General features: G+C 44.8%; 12 protein-coding genes. 9 read left to right on the forward strand and 3 right to left on the reverse strand.

Annotation, left to right across the window (positions count from 1 at the left end; genetic code table 11):
* From AC5GD6_RS02495 to AC5GD6_RS02520, 6 genes are all read left to right on the forward strand, one after another.
* Positions 1-633, forward strand: coding sequence for a 5-formyltetrahydrofolate cyclo-ligase (locus AC5GD6_RS02495; protein WP_416432098.1), 633 nt, complete (start codon positions 1-3; stop codon positions 631-633).
* A 29-nt stretch (positions 634-662) separates the two neighbouring features.
* Positions 663-2,351 carry a formate--tetrahydrofolate ligase gene (locus tag AC5GD6_RS02500; protein WP_491846158.1) on the forward strand — a complete coding sequence of 563 codons (1,689 nt, stop codon included), beginning with the start codon at positions 663-665 and terminating at the stop codon, positions 2,349-2,351.
* Positions 2,352-2,396: 45 nt separating this feature from the next.
* The gene (locus tag AC5GD6_RS02505; protein ID WP_416447454.1) at positions 2,397-3,041 is read left to right on the forward strand and encodes a cyclodeaminase/cyclohydrolase family protein; all 645 of its coding nucleotides are present in this window, start codon (positions 2,397-2,399) and stop codon (positions 3,039-3,041) included.
* Positions 3,042-3,047: 6 nt separating this feature from the next.
* Entirely contained in the window at positions 3,048-3,911 is an 864-nt protein-coding gene (locus AC5GD6_RS02510) for a bifunctional 5,10-methylenetetrahydrofolate dehydrogenase/5,10-methenyltetrahydrofolate cyclohydrolase (RefSeq protein WP_464359997.1), read from the forward strand.
* A 4-nt stretch (positions 3,912-3,915) separates the two neighbouring features.
* Positions 3,916-5,337, forward strand: coding sequence for a bifunctional folylpolyglutamate synthase/dihydrofolate synthase (locus tag AC5GD6_RS02515; RefSeq protein ID WP_464359998.1), 1,422 nt, complete (start codon positions 3,916-3,918; stop codon positions 5,335-5,337).
* Between the two features lie 80 nt (positions 5,338-5,417).
* Positions 5,418-5,852: a zinc ribbon domain-containing protein gene (locus AC5GD6_RS02520; RefSeq protein ID WP_006302679.1), complete on the forward strand. Its 435-nt coding sequence runs from the start codon at positions 5,418-5,420 to the stop codon at positions 5,850-5,852.
* A gap of 165 nt (positions 5,853-6,017) precedes the next feature.
* Here AC5GD6_RS02520 and asnA read toward each other — a convergent pair whose 3' ends face one another.
* A complete protein-coding gene (gene asnA, locus AC5GD6_RS02525) occupies positions 6,018-7,016 on the reverse strand; it encodes an aspartate--ammonia ligase (RefSeq protein ID WP_491846159.1) in 999 nt (332 codons plus the stop codon).
* 393 nt (positions 7,017-7,409) lie between these two features.
* Here asnA and AC5GD6_RS02530 point away from each other — a divergent pair, with 393 nt between their 5' ends.
* Together AC5GD6_RS02530 and ychF are read left to right on the forward strand one after the other, a co-directional pair.
* Positions 7,410-8,726 (forward strand): 4Fe-4S binding protein, encoded by a 1,317-nt coding sequence (locus AC5GD6_RS02530; RefSeq protein ID WP_491846160.1) that lies wholly within the window; start codon positions 7,410-7,412, stop codon positions 8,724-8,726.
* A gap of 170 nt (positions 8,727-8,896) precedes the next feature.
* Complete coding sequence (gene ychF, locus AC5GD6_RS02535; protein WP_061102628.1) at positions 8,897-9,958, forward strand: redox-regulated ATPase YchF; 1,062 nt, start codon at positions 8,897-8,899, stop codon at positions 9,956-9,958.
* Positions 9,959-10,116: 158 nt separating this feature from the next.
* Here the strand turns inward: ychF and AC5GD6_RS02540 are convergent, their stop codons facing one another.
* Positions 10,117-11,778 carry an LCP family protein gene (locus AC5GD6_RS02540; RefSeq protein ID WP_491846161.1) on the reverse strand — a complete coding sequence of 554 codons (1,662 nt, stop codon included), beginning with the start codon at positions 11,776-11,778 and terminating at the stop codon, positions 10,117-10,119.
* 506 nt (positions 11,779-12,284) lie between these two features.
* On the opposite strand from AC5GD6_RS02540, the gene guaA reads away from it, so the two are divergent.
* Complete coding sequence (guaA, locus tag AC5GD6_RS02545; protein WP_491846173.1) at positions 12,285-13,874, forward strand: glutamine-hydrolyzing GMP synthase; 1,590 nt, start codon at positions 12,285-12,287, stop codon at positions 13,872-13,874.
* Between the two features lie 205 nt (positions 13,875-14,079).
* Here guaA and abc-f read toward each other — a convergent pair whose 3' ends face one another.
* The gene (gene abc-f, locus AC5GD6_RS02550; protein ID WP_005987409.1) at positions 14,080-15,549 is read right to left on the reverse strand and encodes a ribosomal protection-like ABC-F family protein; all 1,470 of its coding nucleotides are present in this window, start codon (positions 15,547-15,549) and stop codon (positions 14,080-14,082) included.
* Positions 15,550-15,602: the final 53 nt, after the last annotated feature.

Here is a 15,602-nt window from a genome sequence, read left to right on the forward strand (position 1 = left end):
ATGGATTCATTCGTATGTGCAAAACGGCAAGCGCGCATGTATTATAAGGATGTGCGCTGTGCCCTTGGTGCGCAAACGCGCTATGAATCCGATTTACAGATTATCTCAAATTTTGTTCAAAGCTCTATCTATCATAAAGCTCAAAGCGTGTGTTTGTATTATTCATTCGCCGAAGAAATCGATACCCATACGCTTGCTGCTCGCGTGCTTGTAGACCAAAAACAGCTCATACTGCCTCGTGTTAATAAGGCTTGCCACAACCTTGATTTTTATCGAGTGCAAGACTTATCAACGCTTTGCAAAGGTCCGTTTGGTATTCTTGAGCCATCGTGTGAGTTTTCGAACTTTATAGATATAACGCACGTTGCAACTTATGATAAGTCTATGGTTGTAGTTGTACCTGGCCTTGTTTTTGACAAGTTTGGGTATCGTTTAGGATACGGTGCGGGTTATTATGATCGCATCTTAGACAAACTTTCGTGCGTAGCATATGTTTCTACGGTTGGATTATGCCGAGCTCAAACGCTGGTAGACGATCTCCATGCGCTTCATTTAGTTGAAGCGCATGATAGGCCGGTTGACGTTGTTATAACGCAAACGTCAATGTATGATACGACGATTAAGTTGGCGTAATAACTGTATAGTCGGTAGAAAGAGGGTTTATGTCTCAATTTTTGTCAGATATAGAAATTGCTCAAGCCACACATCTTCAACCGATTGAGGTGATAGCTCAAAAGTTAAATATTCCTAAGGCATCACTTGAGCATTATGGTAATTTTAAAGCTAAAGTTGATGTATTTTCAGACTATTTTGCCAAGAAGCACGTGCAATCTTCTTCTAAGTTGGTGCTGGTAAGTGCCCTTAATCCAACTCCTTTTGGCGAAGGCAAAACAACGATTTCTATTGGTTTGGCAGATGCGCTTGCGAGCCAAAATACACGAGTTGCACTCTGTTTGCGTGAGCCTTCCCTAGGACCTGTTTTTGGTATCAAAGGCGGCGCTGCAGGCGGTGGCTATGCACAAGTTGGTCCTATGGAAGATATTAATCTTCACTTTACGGGCGATTTTCATGCAATCGAAAGTGCCAATAATCTTTGTGCTGCTTTATTGGATAATCATGTTAAGCAGGGTAATAAGCTCGGCATTGATCCACGTCGTATTGTGTGGAAGCGTTGCATGGATATGAACGATCGCCAGCTCAGGCATATTGTCGATGGTCTGGGCGGCTGTGCAAGTGGTGTGCCTCGCGAAGATGGATTTGATATCTGTGCCGCGTCAGAAGTTATGGCGGTGTTGTGTCTTGCGTCAGATATTGCCGATCTTAAAAAGCGTTTAGGCGCTATGTTGGTTGCTTATACCTATGATAATAAACCCGTCTATGCAAAAGACATTCATGCAGTTGGAGCTATGTGTGCTTTGCTGCGCGATGTGCTAAAGCCAAACTTAGTTCAAACTCTTGAAGGAACTCCTGCATTTGTTCACGGAGGTCCGTTTGCAAATATCGCGCATGGTGCTAATACCGTTATAGCAACGCGTACTGCTCTCAAATGTGCTGATGTGGTTATTACCGAGGCTGGCTTTGGTGCCGATTTAGGTGCAGAAAAATTTATTGATATTGTTTGTCCGCAATTGCAGAAAAACCCCGATTGTGTTGTTTTAACTGCAACCATGCGTGCATTAAAATATCATGGCGGTGTTGCTGCAACCGATGTTTCTAAGCCCAATATTGACGCAGTTAAGCAAGGATTTGAGCACCTTCGCATTCATATCCAAAACATACGGCAAATAGCTGGTTTACCCTGCGTTGTAGCTCTTAATGCTTTTGCAAACGATGATCCACACGAAATTCAGCTTGTAAGCGATCTGTGTCAAGAACTTGGTGTGTGCGCAGTACCTACATACGTATGGGCACAAGGCTCTCAAGGTGGCCTTGAACTTGCTCGTGCGGTAACGCGTGCTCTTTCAGAGGCACAATCTAAGACGCCACAAATCTATGATGCAACTGATTCTATTCAAACTAAGGTCGAAAAAATTGCTACAAAGTGGTACCATGCGCGCAATGTTGTATGGTCGGATAAAAGTCGCAGGCAACTTCGTGAGCTTTCTGCGCTTGGTTTAGATACTGCACGTGTTTGTATTGCTAAAACGCAGTATTCTTTAAGCGATGACCCACATAAGTTGGATTGCAGCAATGACTATGATTTACATGTTCGTGAATTGCATGTATCTGCTGGTGCTGGCTTTGTTGTTATTATGTGCGGCTCAGTTGTAACCATGCCAGGTTTGGGGAAAGTACCTGCGGCTGAGGCAATTGATGTCTTGGACGATGGAACAATTGTTGGGATTTTTTAACGGATGTATTTTAAGAATTTATAGCCTATACGTGTAAAGGAACCTATGCAAACGAACTCTTCGTGTCTGCGCTTTGACTCACAAGCTACTCTTGACGAATTTACCGCCGCACTGGCTGCCAAGACTTCGGCACCCGGAGGCGGTAGTGCCGCAGCTCTTGTTGGTGCGGTAGGTGTTTCGCTTGCTTCAATGGCAGCACATTTTACGATTTCAAAGCCTCAGTTTATGGCGCATGAAAAGGCACTCAATGAGCTCCTTGAAGAGGTTTCGTCTGTGCGAGTTGCACTGTTATCGTTGGTAGACGAGGACGCAAAAGGATTAGCTCATCTTATGAGCGTCTATAAGATTCCTAAAGATAACCCACAACGTTCGGATCTGCTTCAACAAGCATTACAAGGTGCGTATAAAGCACCCCTTGCTATGATGGAGCAAATTTGTTCTGCCATTGATATTTTAGACAAGATGAGTTCTATGTGTGCGCCTATGCTGCTTTCCGATGTTGGAAGCGGAGCACTTATTTGCCGAGCAGCACTTGAGGCTGCCAGTTATAACGTATTAGTTAACATCAGATTGTTACATGATAAACAAGAAGCGCAGGCAGTTGATACTCGATGTAGTTATATGCTTACCCATTTTGTTGCACAAGCCGAGGCATGCGCCGAACGTATTCGTCGGTATATGAAAGGATAGTATACTATGGTTCAACTTCTTAAAGGAGCTGCTGTTGCAGCTTCTTTGTGCGAAGATTTGCTTTCAAGGATTAATAAACTTGCGCAGGCGCACATTACGCCTACACTTGCTGTTATAAGAGTAGGCGAGGATGCAGGTGCGCTCTCCTACGAGCGCGCGGCGAAAAAGCGCGCTGATAAGCTTGGCTGCAAGCTAAAGGTATACGCCTTTGATGAGGATGTTTCGCAGCAGCAGCTCATAGCACAGATCACAAAAATTAATGAGGATTCCTCGATTCATGGATGTTTACTGTTTCGTCCTTTGCCAAAGACGTTGGATGAACGCTTAATTTGCAATACACTTTTACCTCAAAAAGATGTTGACGGCATTACACAAGGTTCGCTTTACGGTGTTTTTGCTGGTCAAAAGGTGGGTTTTGCTCCTTGTACTGCACAGGCTTGTATGGCGTTGCTTGATTATTATGGTATTGACATCTGCGGTAAAAATGTGTGCGTTATTGGTCGTTCGTTAGTTATTGGTCGTCCTGTTTCTATGCTGGCACAGCATAGAAATGCAACGGTGACGATGTGTCACTCAAAAACTAAAGATCTTACCAAGCATTTGCACGCAGCTGATATTATTATTGCCGCCCTTGGTCATGCTCGTTTTGTGACGTCCGATATGGTTTTAGAGCACCAGACGCTCATTGATGTAGGTATAAATTGGGACGCGTCGGCCCAAAAGCTCGTGGGTGATGTTGATTTTGAGCATGTTGAGCCAAAAGTTTGTGCTATAACTCCGGTACCTGGTGGTATTGGCTCTATTACCACAACTATTCTTATGCAGCATGTGGTTGAGGCTGCAGAGATACAACAAGTTTTGAAAGCGTGATTCCATGTACGTTCCACCTTTTTCATGCCCCGCAAAATCGTATACACAAGCTTTACAAGAGCTTACTTCAGCTTTACGATTTGGCATTGTTCCTATGCTTGAGTCGGTAAGCGATATGCTCTGTATGTTGGGTAATCCCGACCATGCCTATAAGAGCATACAAATAGCTGGTACCAATGGGAAAACATCTACAGCTCGTTATACCGCATCAATTTTAAAAGCGCATGGTTTGTGCACGGGATTATACACATCACCGGGTCTTACTTCGTATACCGATCGAATTGAAATAGACGGAGTGCCTATTTCAGAGTCTGATTTTGCTTGTTCACTTTCTTATTCTTTTGAGGCGGCATATCGCGTAAATGCGCAGCGTAAAGCTTGCGGATTAGAGCTTTACAGCATTACCGAATTTGATCTGTTAACCGTTGCAGCTTGTTTTGCATATGCGCGTGCTGGGGTAGACGTTGTTGTTTTTGAATGTGGCATGGGCGGCCGTTGGGATGCTACATCTGCAGTTTCATCCATTCAAACGGTAGGTATAACCGGTATTGGGCTTGACCATATGAAAATTTTGGGTGATACACTCGAAAAAATTGCTGCCGAAAAAGCAGCAATCATCAAGCCTTCTCGCTCGTGTGTATTAGGTGTGGGAACCGCCGCGCCTTCAACGGTTCAAGATGTTTTCCTCAAACAATGTAGCTCTGCAGGTGTTGATCCTATTCTTCTTGAAGCTAACCACAAACAAGACGCAACAGGCGAAATAAATAGCGGAGACATTCGCCACCGTGATGGCTATACCTATGCGCATTTTAGTGTCGATAAACACCTTGGCGATTTGCATGATGTTATGGAGTTAAGCGTTACCTCGACACGACAGACCTATACTCATCTAAGAGCTTCTAAACCTGTGTATCAAGCGGCAAATATTGCTTGTGCAACGCTTTTGGCTGAGTCGTTTCTTAATCGGCCCCTTGACCTCAAGCTCCTTCAACAAGCAGTGTATACATGTCCTACACCAGGCCGTTTTCAAATTGTGCGCGATAAACCACTTGCGTTGATTGATGCATGTCACAATCCACAATCTGTTGATACCTTTCTTGCTAATATGGAGCAGGTATTACCTGATAGAGCAACACGTCCTGTTTTATTATGCGCCATATTAGCAGATAAAGATGTTACAGGCATTGTTGAGCGCCTTGCCAGCGCGTTTCCTTGTGTGATATGCACACAAACAAATTCGCCTCGTGCGCTTGAGGCTAAAAAATTAGCGGAAATATTTGCAAAAAAGCTGCAATATATGCCACAATGGTACTCATGTGTTAACGATGCAATGAATGCGCTTTTAGATCGTGATTTTATTGCATGTGGATCTATTACGCTTGCTGGAGAAGTGGCGGCTTATATGCAACGAAAAACTTGTGTATAGTAAATAGTTGCCGTCTACAGAAAGCAAGACCGCTATACTAAGGTGTATTGCATATACCTACGACAAAGGAGTACAGGCCAATGTCAGATTTGCTCGATCAAATTCTTACGCCTGAAGTACGTATGGTACTTTACTTAATTGTAATGTGCATCGTAATGGTTTATATATTGTCAATTGTTTACGTAACACGCGATGCTCAGCGTCGTGGTGCCGAGCCGTGGTGGGTATGGTCCCTTGTTGCGGTTGTACCTATTGTTGGATTATTAACGTATGTTATTTTGCGTCCTAGCTCGTACCTTATTGATAGGGAAGAACAAGACTTAGATATAGCATTGCGCGAACATCAGCTTTCGCATTACGGTATTTGCCCTAAGTGCGGAGCTCCTATTGATCGTGATTTTGTGGTATGTCCACTTTGCAATACGCAAGTCAGAAACGTATGTCCTACCTGTCATCGTCCTCTTAATGCCGACTGGAAAGTTTGTCCGTATTGCAGAACGCGAATTCAGTCGTAGCAGACATCCATTTCTTGTTGTACGTGCTTAATCGTTTTCACCGTTTTGAGCGCTTAATCTTTAAGATCTTAAGCAAAACGCTGAACTGCATAAGTCATTTAAGGCATAAATAAGCCCATGTTGTGCGCGCACAGCATGGGCTTTATAAGTAACTGCACCTAAAAACTAGAGAATGGTTAGATTTTCATGTGCAAACTTTTGAACATCTGCTTCATCCCAAACGCTGCATTGAACCTCGCCGATATGGTGCTTTTCTAGGAAATACATACACAGACGCGACTGTCCAATTCCTCCACCAATGGTGTAAGGAAGCTCTTTATTCATGAGTGCCTGATGGAAGGGCAGTTTTAATCTATCTTCAGCGTTACATATAGCAAGCTGCTTTTTAAGCGCATCCTCATCTACGCGAACGCCCATGCTTGAAAGTTCAATAGCATCATTGCGCACAGGATCCCAAAAAATGATGTCGCCATTCATTGACCAATCATCATAGTCGGGACTACGAAGATCATGCGGTTTACCCGATTTAAGCGCTCCTCCGATACCAATAATAAAAATAGCTTTGTATTTACGAGCATATTCGCGCTCACGTTCACGCGGAGACAACGCCGGCATCTCGTCTTCCATTTCTTGCGTAGTTACAAACGTGATTTCGTCGGGCAACTTCTTTGAAAGAATATAGGGATAAACGCTGTTAATATAGGTTTCTGTACGTTTGAAGACCTCAAAAATTTCGCGTACACATGCTTTCAGGTAATCGGTGGAGCGGTCAGATTTTTTAATGATCTTTTCCCAGTCCCATTGATCAACGTAGGCAGAATGAAGCTCATCAAGTTCTTCATCAGGACGTATAGCATTCATATCTGCATAAAGACCTTCATACACACCAAAATTGTAACGCTTGAGCGCCCAGCGTTTCCATTTTGCAAGCGATTGTACAATTTCGCAGTCTAAATGGTGATGACGAATAGAAAAGCTGATTGCTTTTTCTACACCGTTAAGATTGTCGTTAAGTCCTGTTTGCGGACGAACAAAGAGCGGCGCTGACACACGCGCAAGATTAAGCGAATTGCCCAATTCTCTTTCAAAATAATCTTTAAGACTCTTAATTGCGATTTGCGTCTCTTTTAAATCAAAAGCCGACGCGTTGCTGTTGTTCCGCATATTCACTCCTTTGCGAATCCGTGTGTGCAAGCTGGTATAGGTTATGCCATATTGAGCTTTCGTTTTATTTTGCTATACCTTTGCTACATCAAAAGAAAACGAAACTAATATAACGCGGCGCATTCAGTGCAACACAATTTATATCTATCATAAGATTACTTGATTCTCGTGCAATTTCGTTAAAAAACAAGACTTGTAACCAACTTGGAATAAAACTTTGCGGTAGTATAAGCGTATGACAAAACAGCTCGTTTTATGACCCGTTCTAAAATTGGTGGTTTTTACCGCGCATACGTGGCATTTTATGAGATTTTGTTACAAGGGAGAGGAATTTGTGCGTTCGCATTGGCGTCTTGCGCTTGTAACGCACAGTAATGAATAGGGGATATATCGGTGAGTACTAAGCGTGATATGCTCGATGATATCATCGATATAAAACAGGATCTTTCTGCATTATCGCAGCCTTTAGGCCAGATTACGCAGGTATTAACAGGCGATAAGAATTCTGCGCGTGTCTTTGATCCGCGTGATTACAAAGAAAAACCGCGTGCAAATGCGCTTTCTTGTTTGAATGTTGGTGCCTATAACGCGTATCGTGCCGAAGGTGTTGGAGCACATACTACCTGTGCTTGTCATGCGTGTATGGATGTTTGCCCCGTTGATGCCATTGATATTAAAGGTTCAACCGTAAAGATTGCAGATACGTGTCGTGCCTGTGGTTTGTGTATTTCTGCGTGCCCTACCGAAGCATTTATTGTTTCTCGCTTTATGGCAAAATCTCTGTATGATCGTATTGCAAAAGTTGCTTCGATGTATGAAGTGTGCTATATCACCTGCACACGAGCACTTGGAAAGCTGCCTCGTCCTAACGAAATTCTTTTGCCCTGCCTAGGTGTAGTTCCGCGCGAAGTATGGATAGCGTTGTTGCAAGAGTATTCCAATATTAGCGTGTATTTGCCCGTAGGCGTGTGTGATAAGTGTAAAACAACTACGGGCGAGCTTGCGTATACCGATGAAATTGGAGCAGCCGAGGAGTTTATTGGCAAAGAAGTTGGCATAGAAGTAGATAAGCATAACCTTAATCACGACATGTCACGTGCATTTTTACGCCAAGAATTTTTACGTGATGTTGGCCGAGCAGGTCAAACCTTGCTTGCTGCACAAAATCCTGTATATGCAGGCGTTCAGGCCGTAACGCGCAAAATTCAAAAGCATTCCAACGAGCTTTTTGAACTGCAATGTACACTTGAGAAAGCGCTGGGAGATACAACTACATCGTATAACCATCGTCTTCTTACCCAAAAGCGTAAGTTGCTCCTCTCTGTTATCCAAAAAAATCCGCAGCTAGCTGCTCATTATAAAGAACAAAATTTGATACCAGTTTGCGATATGAGCGCTTGCACCGTGTGTTCGGCATGTACGCGTGTTTGTCCTGTTAATGCATGCAATTTAGATGAGCATGGGCGTTTTTCGGTGCAGACTGCCTATTGTGTAAACTGCTCGGCTTGTGCGCTTGTTTGTCCCGAGCAATGCATTGTCATGAAGCAAGGAGACACGCATGAGCTTATTGTGCGTGATGAAGAAGCAATTCGTCTGCAAAAAGAGGCGCTTGAACGTAAAGAGCGCGTGGCAAAGATAAAAGAGCGCACCCGTAAGCAGGTTGAGCGTGGTTTGCGCGTCTTGGAACGTTTGGGCGAGGATAACTCGTAAGCCTTGCATAAATCCTGCTTTTTTTCTTGGACCTCGTGAAACATGTGTTTACCATCGTCGCAATAAAAACACGCTCAGAAGATTTAAGCAATGTTGTAAGATAGCTTATGTGAGAAGATTTTTTGGCACATGTTTATGCAGTGTTGCCTTCTTTTTCAGGAGTTGATTGTGTGTCTTTATCAATTGGAATTGTAGGATTACCAAATGTTGGTAAGTCTACTTTATTTACTGCGCTTACCAAACAGACTGGTTTAGCTGCAAACTATCCCTTTGCTACCATCGACCCCAATGTGGGCATTGTGCAGGTACCCGATACGCGTCTTAATCAACTTGCTCAAATTGTACATCCTGCACAAATTGTTCCTGCTACGGTTGAGTTTGTTGATATTGCAGGTTTGGTACGTGGTGCAAATAACGGTGAGGGGTTAGGCAATCAGTTTTTAGCAAATATTCGTCAATGTGACGCTATTTGTGAGGTTGTTCGTTACTTTAGCGACCCTGATGTTATCCATGTAGATGGCAAGGTTGATCCCGAAAGTGATGTTGATACTATCCAAACCGAGCTTGTGTTAGCAGATTTAGGTACGCTTGAACGTGCTATTCCTAAGCTCGAAAAAGAAGCAAAGCGCGATAAAGATCAAAAGAGCCGCCTTGATATTGCCGTGCGTTTGCAGGCATGGCTTAACGACGGTAAACGCGCGGCTGATATGGACATGACTCCAGATGAAAAAGCTGATGCGCATGACCTATTCTTGCTTACTATGAAGCCACTGCTTTATGTAGCAAATTGCGATGAAGATCAGTTGCAGGATAAGCCTGTAATCCATGGAATGCCTGCGTTGCCTATATGTGCTCAGGTTGAGGCAGAGCTTTCTGAGCTTGATGACGCAGAAGCCGCCGAATATTTGCAATCGTTAGGTTTGCAACATTCGGGATTAGAGATTTTAGCACAGGCAGCATACCGTTTATTGGGGCTGCAAAGCTTCTTTACGGCAGGTCCTAAAGAAGTTCGTGCTTGGACGGTTAAAATTGGAGCAAAAGCCCCTCAAGCTGCAGGCGTTATTCATAGTGATTTTGAGCGTGGGTTCATTAAAGCCGAGACCATCTCGTTTGATGATTATATTGAGCTTGGCGGCGAGAGTGGCGCGCGCGATGCTGGAAAGCTTCGCATGGAAGGCAAAGACTACGTTGTGCAAGATGGCGACGTGATGGTCTTTCGTTTTAACGTGTAAGGTAATCCGATAATTGGTATATGAATTGAGCCGTACACAGTACGGCTCAATTTTTTATGCAGGAGTATATGCTTATGTGCACGTTTGCTTTGCACAGCTCATACTCAAATATATGCGCCCTTTGGAATATACGCGCACCTTGAGCTAGCGCTTGCGTGCTAGAGTAAATCCTTTCCGATTAAGACTACACAATCGGTTCCCGAGTCAAATTGTCCTTTGTTCAATTGTGGCTTAGTTGCAATTCCTAGTGTTTTCGCAACACCTTTTGCCTTTGCTTCATTACCTTGTGTGTAGTAAACAACGCTGTTTTGAAGAACTTTTCTAGAATTACCTGGCTGTGCACTAAAACCCTTATTGGCAAGTGTTGAGGCTTTCTGCTTTGCTACGCCTTGTTTACCCGATGCGTTAAGAACAGCCACACTACCTTCAAATGATGTATCTTCTTGTGAATTTTCAGAAGTATTTCCTGTTTGATCGCCATCTGATGAGCTGCTGATACCAACCGAACCTGCTATACCCTTCGAAGTATTTTCTTTTTCGGAATCAAAAGGAGGTAGTCCCGTGTCAACACGTTTAATCATTTCTTGCCACTTTTTGGTTTCGCAGATTTCGTACCAAGTCCTATTGATATATTTAGAGATTGTTGGGCAAAGTCCCGAGTAAATGTCATTATTAATATCCATGCCTACAAACTTAGTGCTCAATGCAATAATATCAGTGACATTCATATCTGTCGTAACGAATTTTGCCATAGTGGTAATACTTGAAGCAATGCCTGCAGGTCCTGATGACAGAACTTTTTTCATAACATTTCCAATAAGCATGCGCTGATTTGCTGCTCTAAAGGTATCGCCATCGCCGTATTTATCATAGGCATGGCGTGACCTTCCCAATAATGCTGCGGTATGCCCGTCGAGGTGTTGCGGTCCTGCTGGTAAGTCTATCTTGGTATAATTCGGATCTTTTACGGGGACTGGTAAATCTACATCAACACCGCCAATAGAATCTACAACTTGAGCAAAGCCATCCATGTCAACTTCTGCGTAATGAGAAATCTTAACGCCAGAGAACTTTTCTACAACCTGCACTGCATAGGCGGCACCGCCTACCGAATACGCTGCATTGATTTTTTGTTTGCCATGTTTTCCAAGGTCAACATAGGTATCACGTGGGATAGAAACCATCGTTATTTTTTTGTTTTTAGGATCAACACGCGTCAAAATAATGGTATCAGTGCGATATGCGCTATCCGAGGGGCCGTAAGTAGAACCTTCTGCACGGTCCTCATCTTTGTCGACGCCTAAAAGCAAGGTATAAAAAGGCTCATCGTTTGAGGTGTCGGTTAGTGTTGCCAATAAATCTTTTCCTACACGACCTGTAATTTGGCCGTTAATCATGTAGAGATACCCAACAACTGCAGCAAGCGCTACACCAACGGTTACCAAAAACCCTAGGCATGAAAAACCAATAGTTCGTAAGATTTTCTTTTTTGTGGTTGCAATACGCTTTTTAGCGTAATAGCTTACGGCACTATTACGGCTGTGTATCTCTGTAGGATTTGGCGGTGTTTGCGATGTGGCATGATCGGCAAAATGTTCATGGTGCGAAAGCTGTGTTCCCAAGCGTTTTTTACGAAGCGTTTGGGGCTGTGCTTGTGAATCATTATCTGCCGAGATAAAGCTTTGAGCTGCTTTGTCACGATTAGAAGCGCTGTTATACGCCTTTTGCGCATGGCGAGAACCCGAAGCGTATCGAGATGTTGAGAGTGCTTTTAGTTGCGCACGTGTCATCTGTTGGTGCTTTTTATTATGGAGCGGCACTTTAATCCTCCAAGAATATTCGCAAGTATGGTACAACTTATAACTTCACTTGTGTTTGTGTGCATGTTTTCACGAGCACGTATACATATCTGTTTGAGTTAGGTTTACGCAGAACTCAAACAAGTAAGATAGCTAACCACAAGCAACTTATAAGTTGACAATGTATAGTGACTTACATGTTATATATCGACCTACAAGTATATCAGAAGATAATCTTACCTTTTGTGTGCATGTGTTGCATCTTTAATAGTTGCAAGAGTCTAAAAACTCATAGGCTCGTTATAATAGGAACATGAAATATCAATAACAGTGTAACTAACTTTTTTACAAAAAAATCCGTTGCACATGTTGCAGGTATTTATATTGCTTGTATGCGTTGTAAATCGCGCATGCAAGGTTTTAATGATACATATAAGCTTGATGGTAATTATCCTAGTCTTGTGCAGGATATGTATGTGGTGTGATTACAGGAGGAATGGATGCAACAGACAACTTGTTCATCACTTATGCAAGGTCTTAGACCAAAGCAATTTGTTGCAGTATTTGATTTTGGTGCGCAGTATGGCCAACTTATTGCACGTCGCGTGCGTGATCTACACGTATACTCAGAAATTGTGCCGTGCGACATTTCTGCTGAAGAGCTTGCGTCTATGCATCCATCAGCAATTATTCTATCGGGAGGTCCAGCATCAGTATATGCCAAGGATGCTCCATCTATGGATCCTCATGTGTTTGAATTGGGTATTCCTGTGTTTGGATTTTGCTATGGTCAACAGATTATGGCAGCCACGCTGGGTGGTGCGGTTGGACATACCGAAAAAGGGGAGTATGGTCCAGCCGAGCTTAAGCGCGAGGGATCTTCGCTTGTGTTTGGCGATACGCCTGACCATCAAAAAGTTTGGATGAGCCACCGCGACAGCGTTTCCCGTGTTCCACAAGGCTTTAGTGTTACGTCTTCTACTGATACATGCCCCATTGCGTCTATGGAATGCGCTGCTCAAAAGCTGTATGCAACGCAGTTTCATCCTGAAGTTCGTCATACGCAGTATGGTCAGAATCTTCTGTCCAATTTCTTGTTTAAGGTGTGCAATCTTGAGCCATCATGGACCATGGATAACATTGTCGAAGAAAAAATTGCACAGATTCGTGCGCGTGTAGGTGACAAAAAAGTTATTCTTGCTCTTTCAGGCGGTGTGGATTCTTCTGTGGTTGCTGCTCTTGTTCATCGTGCAATTGGAAAGCAGCTAACCTGTGTTTTTGTGAATCATGGCCTGTTGCGTAAAGGTGAGCCCGAGCTGGTGGAAGAAGTTTTTCGTAAACAGTTTGACGTTGATTTAGTGCATGTACATGCCGAAGAACGTTATGCAAAATTGCTTGAAGGCGTAAGTGAGCCCGAGGAAAAACGCAAGCGTATTGGAACAGAATTTTGGAAAGTCTTTTTTGAGCAAGCTCAAAACATTGGCGATGTACAGTTCTTAGCACAAGGCACTATTTATCCTGATATTATCGAGTCGGGTGCTCGTAAAACAGGTGGTAAGGCCTCTACTATTAAGAGCCATCATAATCTAATTCCATTTCCTGAAGGCATTCATTTTGACTTAATTGAACCGCTTGATCATTTCTTTAAGGATGAGGTGCGCGAACTTGGTTTGGCGCTTGGTTTGCCCGAGAAAATGGTGTATCGCCAGCCGTTCCCCGGTCCAGGGCTTGCTATTAGAATTATCGGAAGTGTAACCTTAGAAAAGCTTGAGCAGTTGCGTTCTGCCGATGCCATTGTTCGCGAAGAGCTGGATGCGTATAACGAGCAATTATATAAACAAACTGGTGAGCGTAATTCGCAGCATGCTTGCTGGCAGTATTTTGCCGTGTTGCCCGATATTAAAAGTGTAGGTGTTATGGGTGATGAGCGTACGTATCAGCGGCCTGTGATTTTGCGCGCAGTTGAAAGTAGCGATGCCATGACAGCAGATTGGGCAAAGCTGCCCTACGATGTTCTATCGCATATCTCATCTCGTATCGTGGACGAAGTTGCGGGTATTAACCGCGTTGTGTACGACATTACGCCTAAGCCGCCTGCGACCATTGAGTGGGAGTAGGCCGATAGGGTTCTGACCTGCGATTTTGAGTGCCGCACTGTGCCGCTGAGTTTCGTTTCGTACGAGAGTCATGACAAAGCCACCAGCGACGGAGATGAGTAAAAGCGATTAAAGAGCCTCCGTTCCCTGCGTTGGGACGGAGGCTCTTTCTTTGCCGTTTTACTCCCTTGTCTCCGTTCGGGGATTATTTCTTGCTCATTTAGGGCTATTCGCGCTGAAAGATTTTGACTAGCTTGGTGTCCTTTATTTCGTAGACAATGTCTGCGACGTTCTCGACCAGCCTCTTATCGTGGGAGACGAACACTATCGTTCCGGCATAGGCGCTCATCATCTGCTCGAGGGCTTCGGCGCTCTTGATGTCCAGGTAATTTCCAGGCTCGTCCATGAGCAAGATGTTGTATCTGCCCAGCAGCATCTTCGCGAGTAGCAGCTTGATGACTTCGCCTCCCGAGAGAACGCCAACGTCCTTTGTCAGGTCGCGCGGTCCGATTCCCATAGAGGCGAGGATGCCTCGAATTTCGGTCATGCTGTACTCGCAACCATCCTGCATGAACGAGATCGCAGACTGACGGGCGTCGAACTTGTAGCCTGTTTGCTCGAAGTAACCGATCTCTGCCTTGGGAGAGATGTTGATACCGTCGGCGCGTCGAGCGATTGCCTTCAGCAGGCTGGTCTTTCCTGTACCGTTGCCACCGGTGATGGCCACTTTGGCACCGAGCGGTATCTCGAATTTCGCGTGGTCATAGAGCATGCAGTTGCCGAAGCTCAAGCTGAAATCGTCTGCCGAGATGGGAAATTTACTATGCAGTTCCAGGGCCTTGCTCTGGCGGAACCGCACGGCGCGAATGCTATCTGGGGCCTCAATCCCTTCGAGCGCTTCGAGGCGCTTCTCCATGTCCTTAGCCGCCTGGTACATCCTCTTCTGTTTGGTGCCGGTTGCTTTCTGATGCCCCAATCGACCTGCATACTCGTTGCTTTTTTTCGCAGCCTTCCGCTTGGCGTCGACCTGCCGTGCTTTTTTCCGTTGTTTTTCGATGGCGGCTTCGAGGCGATCGCGCTCGCGCATCGCCTCTTCGTATCGAGTCGCCTGAGCTTTGCGCTCTTCTTCTTTCTGTCGCAGATAGTCGGAGTAGTCACCCCAGAATTCGGAAATACCGCCGTCTTTGAGCTCCCAGATCTTGTCTACCACCTGGTCGAGAAAATGACGGTCATGGCTCACGATGAGCAGAGCCCCATCAAATGCCTTGAGTTGTCCGACGAGAAGGCGGATGCCGTCTTGGTCGAGGTGGCTCGTAGGCTCGTCGGCGAAGATCGCGCTTGCATGCTGGGAGAGTGCAGAGGCAATCTTGGCGCGTGTTTCCTCCCCGCCGCTCATCGTCTCCTGCGCCACTCCGGCGACGTTGAGACGGGAGAGCATCTCACCACTGTCCTGAGCCGCATCAAGGTCGAGTTCATCGAGTTGGCCGATGAGGGCAATGCTGCCGAAGCGCCTGACGTCGGCGTCCGCAATGGTAAGATTGCCGCTCAGAATTTTAAGCAGGCTGGTTTTGCCTGCGCCATTGTCTCCCACCAAGCCGATGCGATCGTAGGAGTAGATTTCCAACTCTTCGATATCTAGGATATCGCGGCCGGCATATTCCAAAAAGATGTCTTTAGCTTTGACTATGAGTTCCATAGGTTGAACCGCCTTTTGTGTATTAGCGTTTTACTGGAAGCGCAGCCATGCCA

Source organism: Fannyhessea sp., from assembly GCF_986145555.1.

Coding starts and splice junctions, on each gene's coding strand:
- AC5GD6_RS02495 (WP_416432098.1), top strand. CDS start 1: ATGGATTCATTCGTATGTGCAAAACGGCAAGCGCGCATGTATTATAAG.
- AC5GD6_RS02500 (WP_491846158.1), top strand. CDS start 663: ATGTCTCAATTTTTGTCAGATATAGAAATTGCTCAAGCCACACATCTT.
- AC5GD6_RS02505 (WP_416447454.1), top strand. CDS start 2,397: ATGCAAACGAACTCTTCGTGTCTGCGCTTTGACTCACAAGCTACTCTT.
- AC5GD6_RS02510 (WP_464359997.1), top strand. CDS start 3,048: ATGGTTCAACTTCTTAAAGGAGCTGCTGTTGCAGCTTCTTTGTGCGAA.
- AC5GD6_RS02515 (WP_464359998.1), top strand. CDS start 3,916: ATGTACGTTCCACCTTTTTCATGCCCCGCAAAATCGTATACACAAGCT.
- AC5GD6_RS02520 (WP_006302679.1), top strand. CDS start 5,418: ATGTCAGATTTGCTCGATCAAATTCTTACGCCTGAAGTACGTATGGTA.
- asnA (WP_491846159.1), bottom strand. CDS start 7,016: ATGCGGAACAACAGCAACGCGTCGGCTTTTGATTTAAAAGAGACGCAA.
- guaA (WP_491846173.1), top strand. CDS start 12,285: ATGCAAGGTCTTAGACCAAAGCAATTTGTTGCAGTATTTGATTTTGGT.
- abc-f (WP_005987409.1), bottom strand. CDS start 15,549: ATGGAACTCATAGTCAAAGCTAAAGACATCTTTTTGGAATATGCCGGC.